The organism is Psychrobacter nivimaris (assembly GCF_009812035.1).
Lineage (GTDB): Bacteria > Pseudomonadota > Gammaproteobacteria > Pseudomonadales > Moraxellaceae > Psychrobacter > Psychrobacter nivimaris.
The window spans coordinates 38,472-59,996 of record NZ_VZIZ01000009.1 but is presented as its reverse complement, the minus strand read 5'-3'; the positions used below and the strand labels follow the sequence as shown (position 1 = coordinate 59,996).

At 39.2% G+C, this 21,525-nt stretch carries 16 protein-coding genes and 1 pseudogene; 3 read left to right on the top strand and 14 right to left on the bottom strand.

Going from position 1 to position 21,525, the window contains the following annotated elements; genetic code table 11:
- From FQV37_RS04175 to FQV37_RS04165, 3 genes are all read left to right on the top strand, one after another.
- Complete coding sequence (locus FQV37_RS04175; RefSeq protein ID WP_160021415.1) at positions 1–1,002, top strand: hypothetical protein; 1,002 nt, start codon at positions 1–3, stop codon at positions 1,000–1,002.
- A gap of 68 nt (positions 1,003–1,070) precedes the next feature.
- Entirely contained in the window at positions 1,071–3,251 is a 2,181-nt protein-coding gene (locus FQV37_RS04170; RefSeq protein WP_160021414.1) for a glycosyltransferase family 2 protein, read from the top strand.
- 36 nt (positions 3,252–3,287) lie between these two features.
- A complete protein-coding gene (locus FQV37_RS04165; protein WP_160021413.1) occupies positions 3,288–4,214 on the top strand; it encodes a sulfotransferase family 2 domain-containing protein in 927 nt (308 codons plus the stop codon).
- A gap of 99 nt (positions 4,215–4,313) precedes the next feature.
- Here the strand turns inward: FQV37_RS04165 and rfbC are convergent, their stop codons facing one another.
- The 14 genes and pseudogenes from rfbC to odhB all read right to left on the bottom strand — a co-directional run bounded on the left by rfbC (position 4,314) and on the right by odhB (position 21,408).
- The gene (rfbC, locus tag FQV37_RS04160) at positions 4,314–4,853 is read right to left on the bottom strand and encodes a dTDP-4-dehydrorhamnose 3,5-epimerase (protein WP_160021412.1); all 540 of its coding nucleotides are present in this window, start codon (positions 4,851–4,853) and stop codon (positions 4,314–4,316) included.
- A gap of 94 nt (positions 4,854–4,947) precedes the next feature.
- Positions 4,948–5,817, bottom strand: coding sequence for a glucose-1-phosphate thymidylyltransferase RfbA (gene rfbA, locus FQV37_RS04155; RefSeq protein ID WP_160021411.1), 870 nt, complete (start codon positions 5,815–5,817; stop codon positions 4,948–4,950).
- Between the two features lie 113 nt (positions 5,818–5,930).
- Positions 5,931–6,839 (bottom strand): dTDP-4-dehydrorhamnose reductase, encoded by a 909-nt coding sequence (gene rfbD / locus FQV37_RS04150; RefSeq protein WP_160021410.1) that lies wholly within the window; start codon positions 6,837–6,839, stop codon positions 5,931–5,933.
- Positions 6,839–7,912, bottom strand: coding sequence for a dTDP-glucose 4,6-dehydratase (gene rfbB, locus FQV37_RS04145; protein WP_160021409.1), 1,074 nt, complete (start codon positions 7,910–7,912; stop codon positions 6,839–6,841). Before rfbB ends, rfbD begins: the two co-directional genes overlap by 1 nt.
- Positions 7,913–8,034: 122 nt before the next feature.
- Positions 8,035–9,285 carry a sulfate adenylyltransferase gene (sat, locus tag FQV37_RS04140; protein ID WP_160021408.1) on the bottom strand — a complete coding sequence of 417 codons (1,251 nt, stop codon included), beginning with the start codon at positions 9,283–9,285 and terminating at the stop codon, positions 8,035–8,037.
- Positions 9,286–9,371: 86 nt separating this feature from the next.
- Positions 9,372–10,476, bottom strand: a pseudogene (galE, locus tag FQV37_RS04135) (UDP-glucose 4-epimerase GalE).
- Between the two features lie 46 nt (positions 10,477–10,522).
- The gene (locus tag FQV37_RS04130; RefSeq protein ID WP_160021407.1) at positions 10,523–11,650 is read right to left on the bottom strand and encodes a stealth family protein; all 1,128 of its coding nucleotides are present in this window, start codon (positions 11,648–11,650) and stop codon (positions 10,523–10,525) included.
- A gap of 61 nt (positions 11,651–11,711) precedes the next feature.
- A complete protein-coding gene (locus tag FQV37_RS04125) occupies positions 11,712–14,780 on the bottom strand; it encodes a CDP-glycerol glycerophosphotransferase family protein (protein WP_160021406.1) in 3,069 nt (1,022 codons plus the stop codon).
- Positions 14,781–15,009: 229 nt separating this feature from the next.
- On the bottom strand, positions 15,010–15,366 hold the full coding sequence (locus FQV37_RS04120; protein WP_160021405.1) for a transposase: 357 nt from the start codon (positions 15,364–15,366) through the stop codon (positions 15,010–15,012).
- Between the two features lie 40 nt (positions 15,367–15,406).
- Positions 15,407–15,757, bottom strand: coding sequence for an IS630 transposase-related protein (locus tag FQV37_RS04115; RefSeq protein ID WP_160021404.1), 351 nt, complete (start codon positions 15,755–15,757; stop codon positions 15,407–15,409).
- A 336-nt stretch (positions 15,758–16,093) separates the two neighbouring features.
- Positions 16,094–16,969, bottom strand: coding sequence for a succinate--CoA ligase subunit alpha (gene sucD, locus FQV37_RS04110; protein ID WP_160021403.1), 876 nt, complete (start codon positions 16,967–16,969; stop codon positions 16,094–16,096).
- Between the two features lie 150 nt (positions 16,970–17,119).
- Positions 17,120–18,286, bottom strand: coding sequence for an ADP-forming succinate--CoA ligase subunit beta (gene sucC / locus FQV37_RS04105; RefSeq protein WP_057757869.1), 1,167 nt, complete (start codon positions 18,284–18,286; stop codon positions 17,120–17,122).
- A gap of 158 nt (positions 18,287–18,444) precedes the next feature.
- Positions 18,445–19,899: a dihydrolipoyl dehydrogenase gene (lpdA, locus tag FQV37_RS04100; RefSeq protein ID WP_160021402.1), complete on the bottom strand. Its 1,455-nt coding sequence runs from the start codon at positions 19,897–19,899 to the stop codon at positions 18,445–18,447.
- A gap of 261 nt (positions 19,900–20,160) precedes the next feature.
- The gene (odhB, locus tag FQV37_RS04095; RefSeq protein WP_160021401.1) at positions 20,161–21,408 is read right to left on the bottom strand and encodes a 2-oxoglutarate dehydrogenase complex dihydrolipoyllysine-residue succinyltransferase; all 1,248 of its coding nucleotides are present in this window, start codon (positions 21,406–21,408) and stop codon (positions 20,161–20,163) included.
- Between the last annotated feature and the right edge of the window lie 117 nt (positions 21,409–21,525).

The window sequence follows — 21,525 nt, the reverse complement described above, 5'->3', positions numbered from 1 at the left end:
ATGTCGAAAAGCACCAAGCTTTCTGAAATAGTATTAACTAAAAAAAATATTACACGCCCAGGTTTTTCCAACCTAGCTTTTGAAGAAGTAAAAATATTTTCAGAGGATGGCCCTCTATTTGATAGATTTAATAATATTATCGATGATTTGGTTGAAAGCAACTTGTCAAAACCGGAGTGTGAAGATTTACTCATCGCTAAATTGCAAGAGTACATATCCACCTATAGACCTTTTTCTCTGATTAGGCTTGGGGATGGAGAGGGTAATATATTATTTTGGTACTACAACTCTGTCAAATATCCATATTTGGCAAGTTACTGTATGTATTATATATTGGATATGATGTTCGGCAATAATGCACCAGAGGCCAAGCAGTGGGATACCTTTTCAGAGTATTTGATCAAAGCCATACTCAATGCAGACTTTATTGGCATACCAACTAAGGCTCAGCATAACCAGCAACTTCAGAACATCACAACTCTTCCTAAACAAGAGCTAAAACTTAGGGGGTCTACTGGTGTGGTTAGTGTGAGAGCGTCTCTTATGCAATTGCCCGCCTATACTCTCTCTCAAAAGATATTATGCCAATGGCATGTACATAAACAACTTGCACCCTGTCTACCTGAGCTATTGAAATATGCTCATAGAATATCCGTAATTACTTGTTATCCAAACCTACTATCTACGATGGAAAAAGCTTTTGCGATAAACCCAGGTAAAACCATTCTGATCCCTCCCCAGGCTTTAAATATTAGCTCAACACCTGAAAACATTCATTACCCGAATAGGTTTGAAGAAATTATAAACAGTGAACTTATTGATAATGTAGAAAATGGTGAGTTATTTTTAGTCAGTGCTGGGCTATTAGGAAAGTATTACTGCTCCGTAATTAAAGATCAAGGAGGGATGGCTATAGACATCGGTAGTCTAGCTGATGTTTGGTTAGGACAGTCTGTTAGAAACTATCATAAAAGTAGCTTTATTAATGAGAATAAAATTTGATAGATATGACTTAAAAGGATCGAAAATGCGTTACTTAATATCTCTAAAATATAATGATATAACTGTCTATGAAAATCCTTTCTTGGCTTAACTATAAAATCACCCCTCAAGTTAGAGCAGCAGCTTCTTTTAATTTTGTCGACACTGAACTAACCACGAGACAACCTACTATCTATCAATTGCTTTTTTCATCTTTTGAAAAAAGCCTACTATATGGTTTCTATTTTTTTGAGCTGGATGCGAAATGTGAGTGCTCACTAGGTTATTATAAAATTCATATTCAGTTGAAATCTGATAAATCGGTTTACTACTCACTACCAGTAGTTAGAAAAGGGAAGCATAAACGTCTGATATGGCTGCCTGAGTCTATTCAAGAAATCTTCTTATCATCTGATAAACCTTCAAAAACGATAGATATATCGATAACAATCAATAAAGTTTCTCAAAATTTTGCAAGGAAAAAAATTCAGCAAAAGATAATCAAAAAATCAGAATATTCTAATGATGAACTGAAAGAGTTATCCTTTGAAGAGTGTTGGGAGCTATACGATACTTTCTTTCCTACTCATAAAAACCAGAGTAACTATATACAATGGATTAGATTTAAAGAGCCCAAACTATGGTTCCCCGTCATATCCGATACATTAGAGTTTCAAATCATCTTGATGGCACGTACTCCCTCGCAGCTTCGTAACTGTAAACAACTCATAAATCAGTTGATGCACTTTGAGACAAAAAATAAAGTCTTATTATTGAGCACCATTGCTTGTGACAAAAAAAGCATCCTAAATGAACATACTTCTGAAACCCTTGATGTGATAACGGTAAGTGTCGATAAAATTGTATACCGCTTAAACATTTTTCTAAGTGTTAACAAACCTTCACATTGTCTTTTCATCGACAGTACTCAAGCTTGCACACTGTCACCATATATCTTTAGCGAGCTAACTCATTATATAAAACAACAATCAAACTGTGAAATTATTTATTTTGATGAAGACCGTCTCTATAAAGAGCAAAGAGTGCATCCTATCTTCAAGCAAAATTTAAATATTGATCTACTCTATTCACAAAACTATATTGGCAATAGTTGCTACATCTCTTATTCTAGCTTTGTAAAACAATGTGGCTTTGACCCTGTACTCCAAGATTCATTTCTATATCATCATTATTTAAAAACGAGCCAACAGTCACCTCACAATATTGCTCATATTTCTAAGATATTATTGCATAGGGTTTTGAGAGATAAAACAGATAGTACCGCAAGTACATATTCTCTAAGCTATGAAGGGCCTATAGAGTTGCAGCATTTTAGTAGCTTGCAATGCATTACACAGTTCTTTAAAACAGTAAACCCCAGTGTCACAATCAATGCAGGCATGCTTCCAAATACTCACCATATTATTTGGCCACTTCCACATAACCTACCTAAAGTAGCCATAATTATTCCTACTAAGGACCGTATTGACCTTGTAAAAACAGCTGTTGATAGCATTTTTACCAATACAACCTATACCAACTATGAGATTATTATAGTTAACAACAATAGTGAAAAAGCCAGCTCTTTAGAATACTTTGAGCGCTTAGTATCACAACATACCAATGTGACTTGCTTGGACTACCCTTATCCTTTCAATTATTCAGCAATCAATAACTTTGCTGCCAAACATACCAGTGCTCCAGTGTTAGTATTCTTGAATAATGACGTAAAAGTCATAAGTGCCAACTGGTTAACAGAACTGGTACGCCAAGCTCTAAGAGAAGATATTGGCTGTGTGGGTGCTAAGCTATATTATGAGAATGGCCTTATTCAACATGCAGGGGTCATTATGGGCCTAGGACATGTGGCAGGCCACTCGCATCGATTTTTTGATCAAGACAGCGATGGTTACTTAGGTAGGCTGAAACAGGTTCAGAACTATTTAGCGGTCACTGGTGCATGCCTAGCTATTCGTCGTTCTGTCTTTGAAGAAATTGATGGGTTTGAAGAAGAGAAATTACCGGTTGCTTATAATGATGTTGACCTGTGTCTTAAGTCTTTCAAAAAAGGGTATCGTAATGTTTGGACTCCTTATGCAGAGTTATACCATTATGAATCATTATCTCGTGGCAAAGATACCACACCTGAAAAGAAAGCTCGATTCTTAAAAGAGGTGGGATATATGCATCACAAGTGGGACACCTATATTAAGAGCGACCCATATCACAACCCTAATTTTGCTGCAAATAAAGAAAACTTCACGGTCTAATGTGAGCCCATCGTTACTACTTTAGTTGGTTATAAAATGAATGAAACACTGTTTTTTATACATATCCCAAAAACTGCAGGCACTAGCTTAAGACACGCCTTGGAAAGGGAGTATCCTAATCGCTTATTAAAGGATTATGGACAAAACTCAGAAACAAGCGATGTTATTCATAATATCCGCAATAATGGCTTTGACTTTGAAAGCTATCTAGAGACTCATAATGTTAAAGTATTTACAGGGCATACGAGACTAAAAACGAATAGATTCCACTTCCGATCTCAAAATATATTCTGTTTCATTAGGAATCCTATAGATCAAGTATTGTCTCACTATAGCCATCACACATATCACAACAATTATAGCGAAAGCTTAGAGACCTTTGTTACTGATAAACGCTATCAGAATGTTCAGTCAAAATATTTAGCTGGTTTGCCACTTCGTCAAATCGGCTTTATAGGTATGACAGAACAATATGCATTAAGCCTAGCTATGATTAATAAAATGTACAACTTAAACCTAACGGAACTCAATAGCAATAAAGGCATTATTAAGAAACCCGAGCCTACCACTGACGTTTACGAATTAATCAAAATAAACAATAAAACTGATTTCGATCTTTACGAAATAGCCCTTCATATGTTTGAGGAAAGAAAGGCTTTATTTAAGCAAACACAGCCTTGGACGTATGGCGATTCTTCTATCGAAAAGCTACGCATACATGGTTGGGCCTATACCATGGATAATGATGAGGCTGTTCACTTAAGTCTTTATATAGACGAAGAGCTCTTCCAAGAAATAACTGCAGACCAGCTTTTACTAAACATGAGGACCTTTGGTGTGCCACGTAACGGCTATGTTGGGTATGCTTGCAAACTACCTAAAGCTGCCTTTGCCGCAAAATCTACGATTAAAGTAGTCAACTCGACTACCAATCAAGTGATTAATACACATTACCTAACCTAGGTTAAGGTTAACAGCCACTTACTTCAAAAGATTAGCTAGCAAAAAGCCTCTATCTTAAGATAGAGGCTTTTTGTATATGATAACCAATGGTGGGGTGAGCTAAAACTTAGGTGCTTCTTCGAACGTAAGCCCCTTAGCGTCTTTATCTGAAAGTATTGGTTCAACACCTGCAGGCCAGTCAACTCCAATAGTGTCATCATTCCACATCAAAGAGTATTCATCACCCGGATTGTAATAGTCCGTGCATTTGTAAACAAACTCAGCTTGCTCACTGGTAACGATAAAACCATGGGCAAAACCAGAGGGAACCCAAAGCATTCGTTTGTTATCTGCACTCAGGTATTCACCTACCCACTGACCAAATGTCGGTGAGTCTTTACGCATATCAACAGCCACATCAAATACTTCACCCCGAACAACTCGGACCAGTTTCCCTTGTGGCTTCTCATGTTGATAATGCAAACCGCGCAATATATTTTTTGATGAACTGCTGTGATTATCCTGCACAAACTGGTAGTTACCACAGTTTTTTTCAAACTCTGATTGACGGAAGGTTTCCATAAAGAAACCTCTTTCATCACCAAATACAGGAGGGGTCATTAAAACCACATCGGGTATTTCTAACTTCTTATATTCCATAGCATTCAACCTTGATTACGCACTTATTTAATATTTTACCAATATTTTGTATAAGCAACTGTGCCAAAACGAGAGAGAGGTAAATTATTAGGTATTAGCTTTCAAGCAACTTTAATAAATACTGTCCATACTGCGTTTTCTTGAATTTATTACCTTCAGCTACAAGCTGCTTGTCATCGATCCATCCATTACGCCAAGCAATCTCTTCAAGGCTAGCTACTTTTAAACCTTGACGATGTTCAACAGTCTGTACATAACTACTTGCTTCAAGCAGTGAGTCATGAGTTCCCGTATCTAACCAAGCAAAGCCGCGGCCTAATTTCTCAACGTACAAATCTCCACGTTCTAAATAAGCATTATTGACTGAAGTGATCTCAAGCTCTCCACGATCAGATGGCTTAACAGACTTAGCAATTGAAACAACATCGTTGTCATAGAAGTACAGGCCAGTAACAGCATAGTTTGATTTTGGATTAGCTGGCTTTTCTTCAATCAAGATGGCTTTTCCATTCTCATCGAAATCAACCACACCAAAGCGCTCAGGATCATTAACCAAGTAACCAAATACTGTTGCACCATTTTTACGTTCAGCAGCTTGTTTTAGCTGTACAGAAAAATGTTGACCATGGAATATATTATCACCCAGCACTAAACAAACGGAGTCATCACCAATGAACTCCTCACCGATAATGAAGGCTTGGGCAAGGCCATCTGGATTTGGCTGAACTGCATAACTGAATTTAACGCCAAACCTTTCACCCGTGCCTAATAGTTTTTGATAGGCTGGCATGTCATCAGGCGTAGAGATAATCAGTATTTCAGAAATTCCAGCAAGCATTAATACCGAAATTGGATAGTAAATCATAGGTTTGTCATAAACAGGCAGTAGCTGCTTTGAAACACCCATGGTGATAGGGTGCAACCGTGTTCCCGAACCGCCTGCCAGCACAATACCTTTTGTCATAATTGCTTCAACCTTATTAATTTTATTTTCATTTAAAATACAGATAAACTTAATTTGCAGTTAAGCTATTTGTTCTAGCCACACCAATTTCACTCAAATCTCACTAAAAAAACCTAACTTTTATTCATTTCCAGCCATTCATCAAATGTTAAGCATAACTGACTTTGCCATGTTGGCATTGCTAGACCAAACGCTGATTCTATTTTATCGAGACTTAAGCGCGAGTTTAAAGGACGGGCTGCTGGTGTTGGGTATTCAGTAGACTCTATTTGACCCAGACCGTCTTCTTTTAAGGCTAACGTGACACCTTCTGCACGCGCTCTTTCAAATATCATTTGAGCAAAGCCATGCCAACTGGTGAATCCTCTTGGTGCTAAATGATAAACACCGCTCAATTTATTAGCATTGTTAGACGCCATAAACTTTTGAATACACAGTGAGGTGACCGTTGCAATCAAACGTGCTGGTGTTGGTGCGCCAATTTGATCACTCACAATATTAAGCGCTTCTCGCTCTTGACCCAACCTCAGCATACTGAGCAGGAAATTGTTGCCTCGAGCCGCATAAACCCAACTTGTTCTAAAAATCAGAAATTTTGAGGCAATACTCTCTACTGCTAAATCGCCTTCAAGCTTTGACCGACCGTATAAATTCTGAGGTCCTGTTAAGTCATCTTCTGACCAAGGTTTTTCACCATCACCAGGGTAAACATAGTCAGATGAGTAATGAGCCAATAGAGCATCATGCGTCACGCTTAGTTTTGCCAAAACCTCTGGTAAGTCTCTATTTAAAGCAAAGGCATTGTTCTCATCTGTTTCTGCCTTATCAACTGCCGTATATGCAGCAGCGTTGACAATAATGTCAGGCGCTAGCTCATCAATATGCTTATACACAGCATCAGAGTCTAAAAAGTCCACGTCACCACGACTGACTGTGATAATAGAACCCAAAGACTGTAACTGACGATGTAACTCAAAGCCAACCTGCCCTGTATGTGCAAGGAGTACTATCTTCTTAGCCATTATTTTTTCGCCAATTTGTTGTTGATGTCTTGGTAAGAGCCATCTTGGATAGACTGCCACCAAGTGGGATTATCCAAATACCACTGCACTGTTTTCTTGAGACCTGTGTCAAAGGTCTCATTTGGTGTCCAGCCAAGCTCTTTTTCTATCTTCGATGCATCAATCGCATATCGAACATCATGCCCTGGTCTATCAGTAACATAAGTAATCAAATCTTCGTAATTTGAAACACCTTCAGGCTTATTAGGTGCTAATACCTCAAGATGTTTACAAATCGTTTTGACAACTTCGATGTTCTGCTTCTCATTGTGACCACCGATATTGTAGGTTTCACCAATATCACCTGTCGTTGCCACTAAAACTAAAGCGCGTGCGTGATCTTCAACAAACAGCCAATCTCTAATTTGTTTGCCATCTCCATAAATCGGTAAAGGCTTTCCTGCTAAAGCATTTAATATCGTTAGTGGAATCAACTTTTCAGGAAAATGATAAGGACCATAGTTGTTTGAACAGTTCGTTATCAACGTCGGCAGTCCAAATGTACGCTGCCAAGCTCTGACAAGGTGATCTGAAGAAGCTTTACTTGCTGAATATGGACTGCTAGGTGCATAAGAAGTCGTTTCAGTAAATAAATCATCGGTCCCTTCTAAATCACCATACACCTCATCTGTTGAGATATGGTGGAATCGAAACCCAGCTTGCTTATCATCACTCAAACCTTGATAGTAAGCTCTAGATATCTCCAACAGGTTATAGGTACCTATAACATTGGTTTCAATAAATTCTTTTGGACCGTCAATAGATCTATCAACATGACTTTCAGCCGCTAAGTGCATAATAATATCTGGCTGAAACTCATTAATAACAGACTGACACTTCTCAAAGTCACAAATATCTGCTTGAACAAACTGATAGCGATCAGAACTTTCAACATCACTAAGAGATGCCAAGCAGCCCGCATAAGTTAGCTTATCTAGATTTAACACCGTATGATCCGTATCATTTATTAGATGTCTAACTACAGCTGAACCAATAAACCCTGCACCACCAGTAACTATAATTTTCTTTTTCATAATGTATCTAATTTATAAGCCATTTACTGTATAAAAAAACCGCATTTTAATAATCAAAGTTGAACTTACTATTATTATCATGCGGCTCGGTTTCTATTTAAATTGTAATTATGTTTCTTTAATTACTTAGCAGAAGCACCTTTCAGCTCAACTTTGGCACGGTCTTCTTTTGCAATCGTTGCATAGTAGTCGCGAAGAATCTGTAATACTTCTGGGCGGCTAAAGTTCTCAGGAACCTCTTCATCTTCAGACAATGCTTTACGCAGCTTGGTTCCTGACACTTTAATATGCTGATCTGCATCGTGTGGACATGTCTTGGTAGATGCCATTGATTGGCAAGCATTACACCAGAAAGTCCAATCAATTTTAATTGGTTTGGTCTTCAGTGCATTTTCTGGAATTTGATCGAAGATATCTTGAGCATCAAATGCGCCGTAATAATCACCTACACCTGCATGATCACGTCCTACGATTAGCTCTGAACAACCATAGTTCTGTCTAAATAAAGCGTGCAGTAACGCCTCACGAGGCCCTGCATAACGCATATCTAATGGATAGCCAGACTGAATTACCGTATCTTTTTTGAAGTAATTATCAATTAGAGTTCCAATCGCTTCTTGGCGTACTTCTGCAGGAATATCACCTGGTTTTAATGCACCAAGTAGCGAGTGAATCATCACGCCATCACAAATTTCAACTGCAATTTTAGCTAGGTATTCATGTGAACGGTGCATTGGGTTACGTGTCTGGAAAGCAGCAACTTTCTTCCAACCTTTTTTTGCAAACTCTTCACGTGTTTGCGTTGGTGTCATATAGATACCAGCATACTCCGTTGGGAACTCGCCTTGGCTGAACACTTCAACACGACCTGCCAAATTTACATCAGCTTGTTCCATGACTTTTTTAACGCCTGGGTGGTCAGTATCTGTTGTACCAAACACTGTTCTGCATTCATGCTCTTTATCAATGGTGTACTTCTCTTCAAGCGTTAAGATACCCATGATTTCGCCATCTTCGGCTTTCAGGGCAATTTCATCACCAATCTCAAAGCCTTCCGCTTGCTCTGAACTGGCTGATAATGTGATAGGAATTGGCCAGAATAGACCTTCATTCTCCCCTGATTTCAGCTCCATGTCATCACAGACACCTTGCCAATCCGCTTTGTTCATAAAGCCGTCTAGAGGAGTGAAGCCACCAATACCAAACATGATTAAATCACCACGCTCACGTGAACTCATTGTAACACTTGGTAATGTCTCTGCTTTTTTCAAAGCATTTTCTAGCATTTCGCCTTCAAGCAAAAGAATATTTAGGGCTGGGCTACCATGTGGCGTTACTAAGTTATCAAGTGCTTGCTCAATGTTATATGACATAAATTATGTCCTTCTTTAAGATTAGAAATATGATTTGAAAAAACTATATACTATATACTATATACTATATACACCAATTAGAAAAATTATGATACATAATAGCCATTCGGATTTTGACTTTGCCAGCGCCACGTGTCTGCACACATCTCAGCGACAGACAGCTTAGCGTGCCAGCCAAGTAGCGCTTTGGCCTTATCGGCACTGGCATAGCAGCTGGCGATATCTCCGGCACGGCGCGCGACAAACTGATACGGCACGCGCTGCCCTGTGATATCGGTAAAGGCATTGACCAGCTCTAACACAGACGTACCTGTACCAGTCCCTAAATTAATAGGCAAAAACCCTACTGAGCTTTGCTGTACATTGACTTGCTGCTGTAAATAATTCAGTGCCGCGACATGACCTGCTGCCAGATCAGTGACATGGATAAAGTCACGCACGCCCGTGCCATCGACGGTCGGATAGTCATTGCCAAAGATGCTAAGTTTCTCCAGCTTACCGACAGCGACTTGCGAGATATAGGGCATGAGATTATTTGGAATGTCGTTTGGGTCTTCGCCTATCTGCCCTGATGGATGCGCACCTACTGGATTGAAGTATCTCAGAGAGATTAGACTCCAGCCAGTATCGGAGACTGCTAGATCTTCTAGGATATGCTCGATCTTCTAGGATATGCTCGACGGTCAGTTTGCTCTGACCATAGGGATTGGTACAAGAACGCGGGGCGGTCTCATCGATAGGCAGGGTCTCAGGATCACCATAAACCGTAGCTGATGAAGAAAACACGAGGTTTTTAACCTTATACTCCGCCATGACTTCGAGTAAGGTGATGGTACCACTGACGTTGTTATTATAATATAGTAAGGGCTTGGCCACGGACTCACCGACGGCTTTTAATCCCGCAAAATGTATGACACCAAAGAATTGATGAGCATCGAACACTTGTCTCAATGCCTTGACATCACGGATATCACCCTTAACAAACTCAATGGGCTTGCCGATAAGGTAAGAGACACGATTGATCGCTTCACGGCTACTGTTAGATAGATTGTCATAAACAACTATCTCATAGCCTGCCTGATGCAAGGCTATACAAGTATGAGAGCCTATGTAGCCTGCACCGCCTGTGACGAGGATTTTATTTTTCATGCTATCCTTATTATCTTTGTCAGTGTTCATTATAGATTTTATCTATCTAACATCAATGGCTTAGTTTAACAGTAAACTAAGTCAATAATCATTCATAATACTCTTCTAACATTGCTATCAAATGCTCATGATAATCCTGTAACACGTTGTCCTTTTTACTTGTAAAGTCATTGGCACAGAAAGAATGTGGTGAAGCATTTTCCGCTTTTAACTCCAATAGTTTTTTATAGCGCGTTAATGCATGACGTGTACGTATATTAAAATAATAACAAATATCTATTTTTTCAATTGCTTTCGCCTCACAGTATAACAACCAAGGAACCAAGAACGATGCCATGTTAATATCATTGTGCCCACGAAACTTGTTAGGTAAAAACGATGTTATTTCATCGTTAAATAAAGACCACGCATGCTCATACCCTGATTTTTTCAGTGGGAAATAAGTATGTACTAAGGTATTTTTGATCTCATAAGGGTAATGCCTCCTAATAAGGTCGATACTTCTAAACGATGCTTTTAGCGTTGGTGTCTCTACTCCTCGTCGTTGCATATCATATAAATTTTTAGTAGAAACAAAAAGCGAAGCGATATTATTTGCCGAAAAGAAATGCTCTTGAGGCAACCCTTTTGCTACAAAAACATCATCGTTGAAATAGATAAAATTCTCTGCCAAACCAGGAATACGATATAAAAAAGCCTCGATGACATGTGAATTAAACGTTGGCAAATACTGAGGGTCTATGATTTCAGTATGATCAACGACTGTTACTCCTGTCATACCATGCAGCCACTGAGGTGTCTGATTGTCTGTGACGATATAGATATGCCTAACCCATGGTAAGTAGCTTTTTACTGCTTTGACTGAATAAAACAGTTCATTATGGTCTTCGAAACGCGCTTTATCAGTGGCATGTAAGCCAATCTGGACACGATCATAGGCTTGCTCAAAATTTTTGTACTTGTCTTGCCATACGGGGTCTAAATTGTTGACCCAAGTAAATACCACATCTATAGCCCGATCTTCAGGCATGGCAACAGTGTTGATATTTGAGTACTCTAAAAAAGCAGTTTCTGTGGACTCGTTAACACCCATTTCCGTATTGGTAACAGGATAGCGTTTATTAAAATAGTCGCGGAAAAATAAACCAGGTGTTTCTCTTAATTTTTTGAATTTGCGCTGATATTGACTAAAAGTTGTTTCTTTATTACGTGTCATCTGATTGCTATACCTATGAAAAAAGAGCTTATACAAGCTCTTTTTTTGATCGAAGTTATGTCTATATACTAGCCAACTGTGTATAAAACTGCCAGTCTTCGGTAGTACATTGTTCGTTATAGTTTTCTAGTAATAGCTTCTGTGAGTCTCGAGCTAATACGAAGTCATTGTTCAAGATAGCCAGTTTAACCCGTAAACGCAATAGCTCCTCTGATGCCTCTATATCATCTATTTGTTTAAGAGCATCTAGCGCTTCTTCTGCACGATCCTCTTGCCATAATATATTAGATAATTTAACAGGTTCGTTTTGGTAGCCAGTTTGAAGCACAGACTCTTTTATTTGTATAATTTTTTTCACTTGCGCTTGCGTAATATCAGAATGCTGAAGAGCATTACCGATACGCTCTAATGCAAGATCCCAAGCTGCATGAGTTATTGCTTTCTCAGCATACTCCATTATCTTTTCAACAGAAGTTACCGATGTATCAGGACGATCTAAGTCTAAAATGGCTTCATATACTCGCTGACAATTATTGGTATCACGATAAATAAAAGTATTTTGCATCCTTGTTAAATAGGGTTCAATCGGCTTTCCTTCGTTTTTCAATACCTTCTCTAGCTCAGCTAATAAAGCATCCTCTTCATTAACTACAGGACCGAAACCATGTTCTCTATATATAAAGTAGTTAGGTTTAGAAGTATGAGCTCCAGATAAAAACTCCTTCTCGTCAAATTGATAATAAAAAACCTGCTTATTTAAAAACGCCATTTCAAATGCCACTGAAGAGTAGTCTGTCACCATAAACGCTGATTTTTGAAACAAAGGTTGAATACTGCTTGTAGCATGTGTAACGACTTCGATGTGATCTGGAATATCGAATAAATGTGAGTAAATTTGTACATTCGCATGGGGAAAATAAACAATCTTATAGCCGTACAACAAGCTCAATTTTTTTAGCTTTTTATTGTTTAAAAGACTTTGCCATCTTTGAGCATACTCAGTCTGCATGAAATTTGGATTAAATTCACGCTCAGCAGTTTTACCACTAACAAGACTCCCTACTATATCCTTACGCCAAGTAGGCATTATAAGAATTTGCTTTTGTGTATCATTGCCTGCAAGCAAACTGTCATAACGAGGTTGACCTGTCAGTTTTACCTCTCTATCTGTGAAGAAGTAGTGAGATATATCTCCTGAAATACTATGATACTCATCTACTGTACTTGTTAAGAAAAAGTCAAAGTTTTTCGCCTTTAACCATTTTGATAAATCATTGTGTATAACACCATGCTGTAAGAACACAAAATTTTTGTTTAATAAACTATTTCTTCCATCGAAATACATAATATAGTCACTAGCATTTGAGCTCAAAATCTTATCACTTGCTTTTAATGCTGTATTGGCATCAGGCCCCTGAACATCTACAAGGTTGAAACCCTCTGCTTTTAATCTATCCCAGTCATGTGAGGTCGAATTTAATCCAAAAAGCAATTGATCTTTACGCATCTCCGTATTATTCATAACATAGCGATAAAAATGTTCTGCATTATCATCAGCTTTCAAATCACTATCAATGAAAAACCAAGTTTGTTTATTGAGGGGTGTAATTTCACCAGTATCTTTGAAAAAATCAAATATATTTTTTATTCCTAGATTTTTAAAACGCCGAGTTCCGAGATGTAGAATCGCTTGACTATTTTCAATAAACAAATTTAAAATATCACTTTTTTCTGGAATTTTTACCCACACTATATATTCAAAATAAAACACTCTATCTAGAAAGTCATGCTGTAGGACCTTAATATGACTAGGTATAACATCATTGCCATCGAATTTGAAGCTTATCAAATCATTGCGACTGTCACTAAAATATCTAACGCGAAATAATTTTTTATTATGGTTATAGCTATCTATGTATGCTCTTTGTAGCCCAACATCAATAGCTTCACCTTTGAATACATTTAATAGCCCAATTTTATTAGAAAATAAAGACTTAGAATAACCATAGCTAAGGATGCTCTCTTTATCAATATAATAAAATATTTCGTCTAGTAAAGCTAGAAATCGCTGTTTTTGACTGTCTTCGAGAAAAATAACAGCTAGATCATTAGCTACTATTTTTGCGACTATCCAAGTAATATGATATAGCACAACTGTTTGAATACTAATCGGAATATAATGCAACTTAGCTAGTGAAATCTGACATAGGTCCAATAAGCTTTCTGAAATTGTAGTGTCGAAATTACTAGCTTCTTCCCATACTGGATCAATTGTATGAGCTTCCATATTACGATGATAATATTTAGCATTTTTAACAAGCCCAATCTTGCCTTTATAATTGAACAAAATATACTTATTAATGAAGTGTGTGTCCTCAAAAACTATATTAAGGTTTTCGTTAAATTTCAGGTCAGCTTTATGTTTATCTAGCAAAGATTTACGTATGAAAGTGCCGCATACTGAAGTTAGAATGTTAGAGCCTTGGTTCTTCGTATTAACAACCTTCGTAGAGCCTTTAAAAGCGAAACGTTTTTTTAAAGGATGCGAATCAGTATAACTATTATACTCATCATATCGCATAATATTAGCTACTACTAAATTCAAGTCTTTTTCCTTCGAAATACATTTTTCTATCTGGAAAAAAAAATCAAATTTAATAAAATCATCAGGATCTATAAAGGTTACCCAATCCGTATCGACATATTGCAGACCTAGATTGCGTGCAGAAGCTTGGCCTCCATTTGTTTTATAAACATACCTTATGTTATTAGGGTGTTTTTTTTGCCATTTTTTAATAATTTCAGCAGAATTGTCAGTAGAGCCGTCATCTACTAGTATAAGCTGGATATGTCTTTTAAAACTTAAACTTTGATTAACCAGACTTTTAAAGTAATCATCTAAATATTTCTCCACGTTATAGACCGCAGATACGACTGTGAAGTTATTATCACCTCTATGCTTGATAGGTGTCTTACTTAATATCTGAGCGCTACGCTTTTTATACGATGATTGAAAAAAACCTTTTGGATCTCTTTTTAGCTTATTAATACGACGATTTAAAACATTCTTTTTCCCACTATCGATTGGCAATTTTCTGACAATAAAACTTTCAATTTCCTGCATTTTCATAGAGAGTTATCCATCAAGAGTATTAAGTACAACTAATTAAACATCCAAACTTATACATTATGATATAGTCAGTTCAAAATAAAATTGTTATTCCTTGAACAAATATCATAAAACAATTTAGATAAATCATTCTCCATCCAGCCTTGGCGTAGAAACTTCACCTGAGCCCATTTTTTCTCCCACTCGAGCACAGCTCTCGTCTTGCGCTCGGGCAAAGCAGTGCTTTGCTTTATCCTCGCTCAGGGTTCAAATCAGGGCTATAAGGTGGCAGCCATAGTATACGATGACCATGCCTGTTGAGTAGCTTTTGAACGCGTTTGTTTTTGTGAAATCGAGCATTATCCATCACAATCTCGCATTTGGTTTTAAGACTTGGGATTAGCTTGTGTTTGCACCAGTGATAGAAGACGATGCTGTTGATGTTGTGCTTAAAGTAATCTAGGGCAAACAGCATCTTTTCATATAGAGCACCGATAACGTTGGTTCGCCTTTTACCTTGCCAGTTGTAGCTATCGATACAAGGCTCACCAATCGGTGCATAGCCATGAGAGCGAATGGTCTCGTGCTCAAAGCCGCTTTCGTCCATATATACAATGGGGTAGCCTTGCTGCTTAAAGTGCTCAAGCTTATTCTGATATATCGCTCTTTTGATCGGACAGGCTTTTGGATGTTCTAAAGTCTTTTTTTTGACTGATGCCTAGACGCTTTAGGGCATGATGAATGCCTGTTTTACTACAGTTTAGACGACGTGCTCGTTCATACTGGTAATCATCGGGATGTTCTTTGACATCATTAAGTAGCACGTCATCTGGTATTTTAGTGGGTTTGGTTTGTCTGGTTGTTTTGCTATGAACACGCCGCTTCCAGTTTTGTATGGTGGTTGGGCTGAGATTATAGAACTCAGCCGCCTCGGCAAAGGTCATACCCTCGTCTAAGCTTTTAAGAACTTGCATACGGAAATCTAGTGAGTAAGTCATGGTCTTTATAATAACAATTGGGTTTGATAATTAGTTTATAACACTTTTATATGGTCTTGACTATAGTCAAATACTATTATTGTTTAACTATAGTGAGTTCAGTATAAAAACGATACAGTGGGACTGGGATAAATTTTACGCAGCCTCTGTCGGTGCAGGCACAGCACGCAAGGAAAATTTATACCAGTTCCACGTTGACATATAACGTATTTGTTTTATTTAGAATCGACTATAGGAGGTTATTAGACAAAAAAAAGACACCCCATTGTAGAGATGTCTTTTTGATAATTCAATACAGCTTTCGTGGCTTTTTGTAGACTTATGCTGACGCCTACCTTACCAGCCAGTAACTTCTTTTAGCTTATCGCCTAGCTTCGATGGGTCACGTGTGTACGCGATACCAGCATCTTCAAACGCTTTGAATTTCTCTTCAGCAGTACCTTGACCACCAGAGATGATAGCGCCAGCATGACCCATACGTTTGCCTTCTGGAGCAGTAACACCAGCGATATAACCAACAACTGGCTTAGTTACATGGTCTTTGATGTAAGCAGCAGCTTCTTCTTCAGCAGTACCACCGATTTCACCGATTAAGATGATAGCTTCAGTTTGTGGATCCGCTTCAAATAGCTTCAGTGCGTCAATCTGGTTCATACCAGGGATAGGATCACCACCAATACCGATACAGGTTGACTGACCAAAACCAAGCTTAGTAGTTTGAGCTACAGCTTCGTAAGTCAATGTACCAGAGCGTGAGATAATGCCCACTTTACCTGGCAGATGGATATGGCCTGGCATGATGCCGATTTTGCATTGACCTGGCGTGATAACACCTGGGCAGTTAGGACCAACCAAACGTACGTCGCCAGCTTCTTCAAGATAGCGTTTTGCTTTTAGCATATCGATAGTCGGTACGCCTTCAGTGATCACAACGATCAACTTAACGCCAGCATCGATTGCTTCAACGATAGAGTCTAGTACAAATGGTGCTGGTACGTAGATAACAGAAGCGTCAGCTTGAGTCGCTTCCATCGCCTCGCTCATAGTGTTAAATACTGGTAGGCCTAGGTGCGTTTGACCACCCTTACCTGGAGTCACACCACCAACTACTTTTGTACCATATTCGATGGCTTGTTCAGAATGGAACGTACCATTTTTACCAGTAAAACCTTGTACCAATACTTTGGTATCTTTATCGATTAATACACTCATTATATTTTCCTTGTATTCGGTTGTCTTGTAACAGCGGCCTTTATGACTATCATTATCAAATTTTGATAACCAATTTTTATTATAAAAACCGCTATTACGATTTGACTACTATGCCTAAGCGTTTATCTCTAAACACTTATGTTTAAAGACTTACGCTTTAACAGCATCGACAATTTTTTGAGCCGCGTCAGATAAACCTTGAGCTGAAATCAATTTCAGACCAGACTCTTCTAGGATTTGTGCGCCTAGCTCAGCGTTGTTACCTTCTAAACGAACAACAACTGGTACTTGTACGTCAACTTCTTTGATAGCAGCGATAATAGCTTCTGCAATCATGTCACAACGTACGATACCGCCGAAGATGTTGATTAGAACGCCTTCAACACTGCTGTCTTCTAGGATGATTTTGAACGCTTCAACAACGCGATCTTTAGTTGCGCCGCCGCCAACGTCCAAGAAGTTAGCAGGCTTGCCGCCATACAATTTGATGATGTCCATGGTCGCCATTGCAAGACCAGCACCGTTAACCATACAACCGATGTTACCTTCTAGAGCAACATAGTTTAGGTCAAATTCAGCAGCTTTAAGCTCACGCTCATTTTCTTGAGTCTTGTCTTGTAGCGCTGCGATTTTTGGCAGACGATATAGTGCGTTTGAATCGATACCGATTTTGCCATCAACACAAACAATTTCGCCATTTTCACGAACAGCTAATGGGTTGATTTCCATTAGAGCAAAGTCGTTTTCAACAAATGCTTTATAAGCGCCAGTCATCAATTTAACGAACTGGTTAATTTGCTTGCCTTCTAGACCAAGTTTGAACGCAACGTCGCGCGCTTGGAAAGGCATTAAACCAACTAAAGGATCAACATTTACTTTGAAGATTTTTTCTGGAGTGCTGTGTGCTACTTCTTCGATATCTACACCACCTTCGGTAGATGCCATGAAAGTTACACGACGAGTTGCACGATCAACGACTGCGCCAAGATATAGCTCAGTTTGTACTGGATACATATCTTCTGCAACTAATACGAAGTTTACTGGCTGGCCATCAGCATCAGTTTGGAACGTTACTAGGTTAGTACCGATCAGCTCTTCAGCAACTTGCTTAGCTTCTTCACGAGTTTTAACCAGTTTTACACCACCAGCTTTACCGCGACCACCAGCATGTACTTGCGCTTTGATGACCGCAATGTCAGTTGGGGTTTTATCAAAAGCTGCAGCAGCTTCTTCGCCGTTATGAGCGATGATGCCTTCTTGAATTGGCAAACCGTAGCTTTTTAATAGCTCTTTTGCTTGATACTCATGTAAATTCATTGATTGTATCCTTTATTTTTTACAATTAATAAAAAGTGAAATCAAGTGCGCACATATACATATTAATCATACGTCTGACGCACTCATGATTGTGGTATCACCAAGATAGCGATACCCCAATCAGGTTGTAAATCGATAATAACTAAACGAGCAACTACTTATTTCTTACGTTTTTTGCGCTGGATAGCGTGGATAGCACGGCCATCTGCAGATAGAGCAGCTTCATGCACGGCTTCTGAGATAGTTGGATGAGCAAATGTCATCAACTGCAAGTCTTCGATACTAGAAACAAATTCCATCGCGATCATACCTTGATGGACGATATCACCAGCACCAGCAGCGATAGCATGCATACCTAATAGACGATCTGTTTTCGCATCAGCAACAACTTTGATAGAGCCTTGTGCTTCACTTTGCGCTAATGCACGACCGTTAGCAGCTAAGTTGAAAGAACCTGTTTTAACTTCATAGCCAGCTTCTTCAGCTTCTTGCTCAGTCAAACCTACCCATGCGATTTCTGGGTGAGTATAAATGACATTGATGATAGTGTCATAGTTAACTTGAGGTTTTTCGCCATGAATACGCTCAACAGCCATCATGCCCTCTTCCATTGCTTTGTGCGCAAGCATAGGACCACGGACCAAATCACCGATAGCATAAACGCCATCAAGATTGGTTTTGCATTGGTCATTAACATCGATAAGGCCACGTTCAGTCAACGTGATACCGCTGTCATCGCCAAGCAGTTTCTCAGAATAAGCGCGACGACCAACACAAACGATTAGCTTATCAAAGCTCTCCTCGCTCGATTCGCCTTTGCTTTCGCTAGTGACGACAACTTGGTCACCTTGTACTTCAGCATTGGTTACTTTGGTATCGACACGGATATCAAGACCTTGCTTTTTCAACATTTTGCCAGCTTCTTTTGAGATGTCTTTGTCAGCAGCAGCTAAGAAGCTAGGAAGTGCTTCATACACCACTACTTCTGCACCTAGACGACGCCATACTGAACCAAGCTCAAGACCGATAACACCAGCACCGATAACGCCTAGACGCTTAGGTACTTCAGTGAAATCAAGTGCGCCAGTTGAATCAACGATACGGTCACCGTCAGTTTTGGCAACAGGAATCTCGATAGGCACAGAACCTGCCGCAAGAATGACATTCTTAGCAGTGATCGTCGTTTCGCTTTCGTCTTCTAGAGCAGTAAATTTGACTTTTTTGTCAGTGCCCGTGCCATCAACCAATGTACCCCAGCCCTGTAGCCAATCAACACCATTGCCTTTTAGCAACGCAGCAACACCGCCAGTCAACTGCTTAACAATACCTTCTTTACGCTCTATCATTTTTTCGATATTGATAGCAACGTCACCAGTACTGATACCGTGCTCGTCAAGGTCATGCTTAGTAGCTTCGTAACGATGTGAGCTGTCAAGTAGGGCTTTTGATGGGATACAACCAACGTTTAAGCAAGTACCGCCAAGTGCTGGCTCGCCTTTATAAACGCGCTTTTCAATACAAGCAACGCTCATACCTAACTGACCTGCACGGATAGCGGCTTCGTAACCACCAGGACCGCCGCCGATGACGACTAAATCATAATTGTCTTTCATAGTACGTTCCTATTTTTAATTGTATGTGTCATTTAAACTGGTTGTTATCTCGCTGATAGATCAGCGTTATCTACACTTGATAGCTAATACGCTATGTCCGTGAGAGAAACTCACTCATCGATAATCGATAGCAAGTCACCATTATTAAATTCATTTAAATACAGTTATCAGCGCATCAAGTAATCGCTGATTCATAAAAATCATTATCTATACCAAAGTTAAAAAGCTTGTATCAGCGGTTGCCAATACAAGCTTAAAAGCTTACAGGTCTAGTAGTAGCATTGCAGGGTCTTCGACCAACTCTTTGATAGTTACCAAGAACTGTACTGCTTCTTTACCATCAATCATACGATGATCATAAGATAGCGCTAGGTACATCATTGGTAAGATTTCAACTTTACCATCGACAGCCATTGGACGGTCATTGATAGCGTGCATACCTAGGATAGCAGTTTGTGGTGGGTTCAAGATAGGTGTTGACATTAATGAACCAAATACACCACCGTTAGAGATAGTGAACGTGCCGCCAGTCATGTCTTCTAGACCAAGCTTACCTTGTTGTGCTTTACCGCCAAACTCACGGATTGTGCTTTCAACGTCAGCCATACTCATGCGATCAGTATCACGTAGTACTGGAACAACTAGACCGCGATCTGAAGATACTGCTACGCCGATATCATAGAAACCATGATAAACAATATCATCGCCATCTAGTGAAGCGTTTACTGCTGGGAAGCGTTTTAGTGCTTCTGTCGCTGCTTTTACGAATAACGACATAAAGCCTAAACGTACACCATGACGCTTTTCGAATTTCTCTTTGTACTTAGCACGCATGTCCATTAATGGCTTCATGTTCACTTCGTTAAACGTCGTCAACATAGCAGTATCTTGTGATGCTGATAATAGACGCTCAGCAACACGCTTACGAAGACGAGTCATTGGAACACGTTTTTCAGTACGCTCACCCATTGATTCAGCGACAGGACGGCCGCTATCAGACTTGATGCTGCTGTCTGATTTCAATGTTGGGTTAGCCATATCAGTTTTGGTTACACGACCACCGCGGCCACTACCTTCAACTTCTTTAGGGTCTACACCTGACTCTTTTGCTGCTTTACGAACTGCTGGGCTTTGATCTTTATGATCAGCTTCGCCTTTCTTATCTGTTACTTGAACAGGCTCGCCACCATCGGCAGCTTGTTTTGCTTGAACTGGCGCAGCTGGTTGATCAGGATCTACTGCTGGCGCTTCTTCTGCGCTAGCACCAGCATTTGCACCAGCTTCAAACTGAGCGATAAGCTCATCAGACAATACAGTATCGTCAACTTGCTTCACGATTTTGGTCAATACACCATCATCAGGTGCCACAACTTCTAATACAACTTTATCAGTTTCAATTTCAGCCAATAGGTCATCACGATTAACTTGTTGACCTTCAGTGACGTGCCACTCAACGATTGTGCCATCGGCAACCGATTCTGGAAAAACGGGGGCTTTGATGTCAGCCATCGATATACTCCTTAGATTTGGATATTCATACTTATTATTAAGTCGTGATAGGCAGTCAGTAGTTTTCTAATAACTTTGCTTATATTTTATTAAAAAACACTGACTGTCATCGCCTGA

Excerpts from the sequence above, each read along its gene's own strand:
- FQV37_RS04175 (WP_160021415.1), top strand. The coding sequence starts at position 1 with ATGTCGAAAAGCACCAAGCTTTCTGAAATAGTATTAACTAAAAAAAAT.
- FQV37_RS04170 (WP_160021414.1), top strand. The coding sequence starts at position 1,071 with ATGAAAATCCTTTCTTGGCTTAACTATAAAATCACCCCTCAAGTTAGA.
- FQV37_RS04165 (WP_160021413.1), top strand. The coding sequence starts at position 3,288 with ATGAATGAAACACTGTTTTTTATACATATCCCAAAAACTGCAGGCACT.
- rfbC (WP_160021412.1), bottom strand. The coding sequence starts at position 4,853 with ATGGAATATAAGAAGTTAGAAATACCCGATGTGGTTTTAATGACCCCT.
- rfbA (WP_160021411.1), bottom strand. The coding sequence starts at position 5,817 with ATGACAAAAGGTATTGTGCTGGCAGGCGGTTCGGGAACACGGTTGCAC.
- rfbD (WP_160021410.1), bottom strand. The coding sequence starts at position 6,839 with ATGGCTAAGAAGATAGTACTCCTTGCACATACAGGGCAGGTTGGCTTT.
- rfbB (WP_160021409.1), bottom strand. The coding sequence starts at position 7,912 with ATGAAAAAGAAAATTATAGTTACTGGTGGTGCAGGGTTTATTGGTTCA.
- sat (WP_160021408.1), bottom strand. The coding sequence starts at position 9,285 with ATGTCATATAACATTGAGCAAGCACTTGATAACTTAGTAACGCCACAT.
- FQV37_RS04130 (WP_160021407.1), bottom strand. The coding sequence starts at position 11,650 with ATGACACGTAATAAAGAAACAACTTTTAGTCAATATCAGCGCAAATTC.
- FQV37_RS04125 (WP_160021406.1), bottom strand. The coding sequence starts at position 14,780 with ATGAAAATGCAGGAAATTGAAAGTTTTATTGTCAGAAAATTGCCAATC.
- FQV37_RS04120 (WP_160021405.1), bottom strand. The coding sequence starts at position 15,366 with ATGGACGAAAGCGGCTTTGAGCACGAGACCATTCGCTCTCATGGCTAT.
- FQV37_RS04115 (WP_160021404.1), bottom strand. The coding sequence starts at position 15,757 with ATGACTTACTCACTAGATTTCCGTATGCAAGTTCTTAAAAGCTTAGAC.
- sucD (WP_160021403.1), bottom strand. The coding sequence starts at position 16,969 with ATGAGTGTATTAATCGATAAAGATACCAAAGTATTGGTACAAGGTTTT.
- sucC (WP_057757869.1), bottom strand. The coding sequence starts at position 18,286 with ATGAATTTACATGAGTATCAAGCAAAAGAGCTATTAAAAAGCTACGGT.
- lpdA (WP_160021402.1), bottom strand. The coding sequence starts at position 19,899 with ATGAAAGACAATTATGATTTAGTCGTCATCGGCGGCGGTCCTGGTGGT.
- odhB (WP_160021401.1), bottom strand. The coding sequence starts at position 21,408 with ATGGCTGACATCAAAGCCCCCGTTTTTCCAGAATCGGTTGCCGATGGC.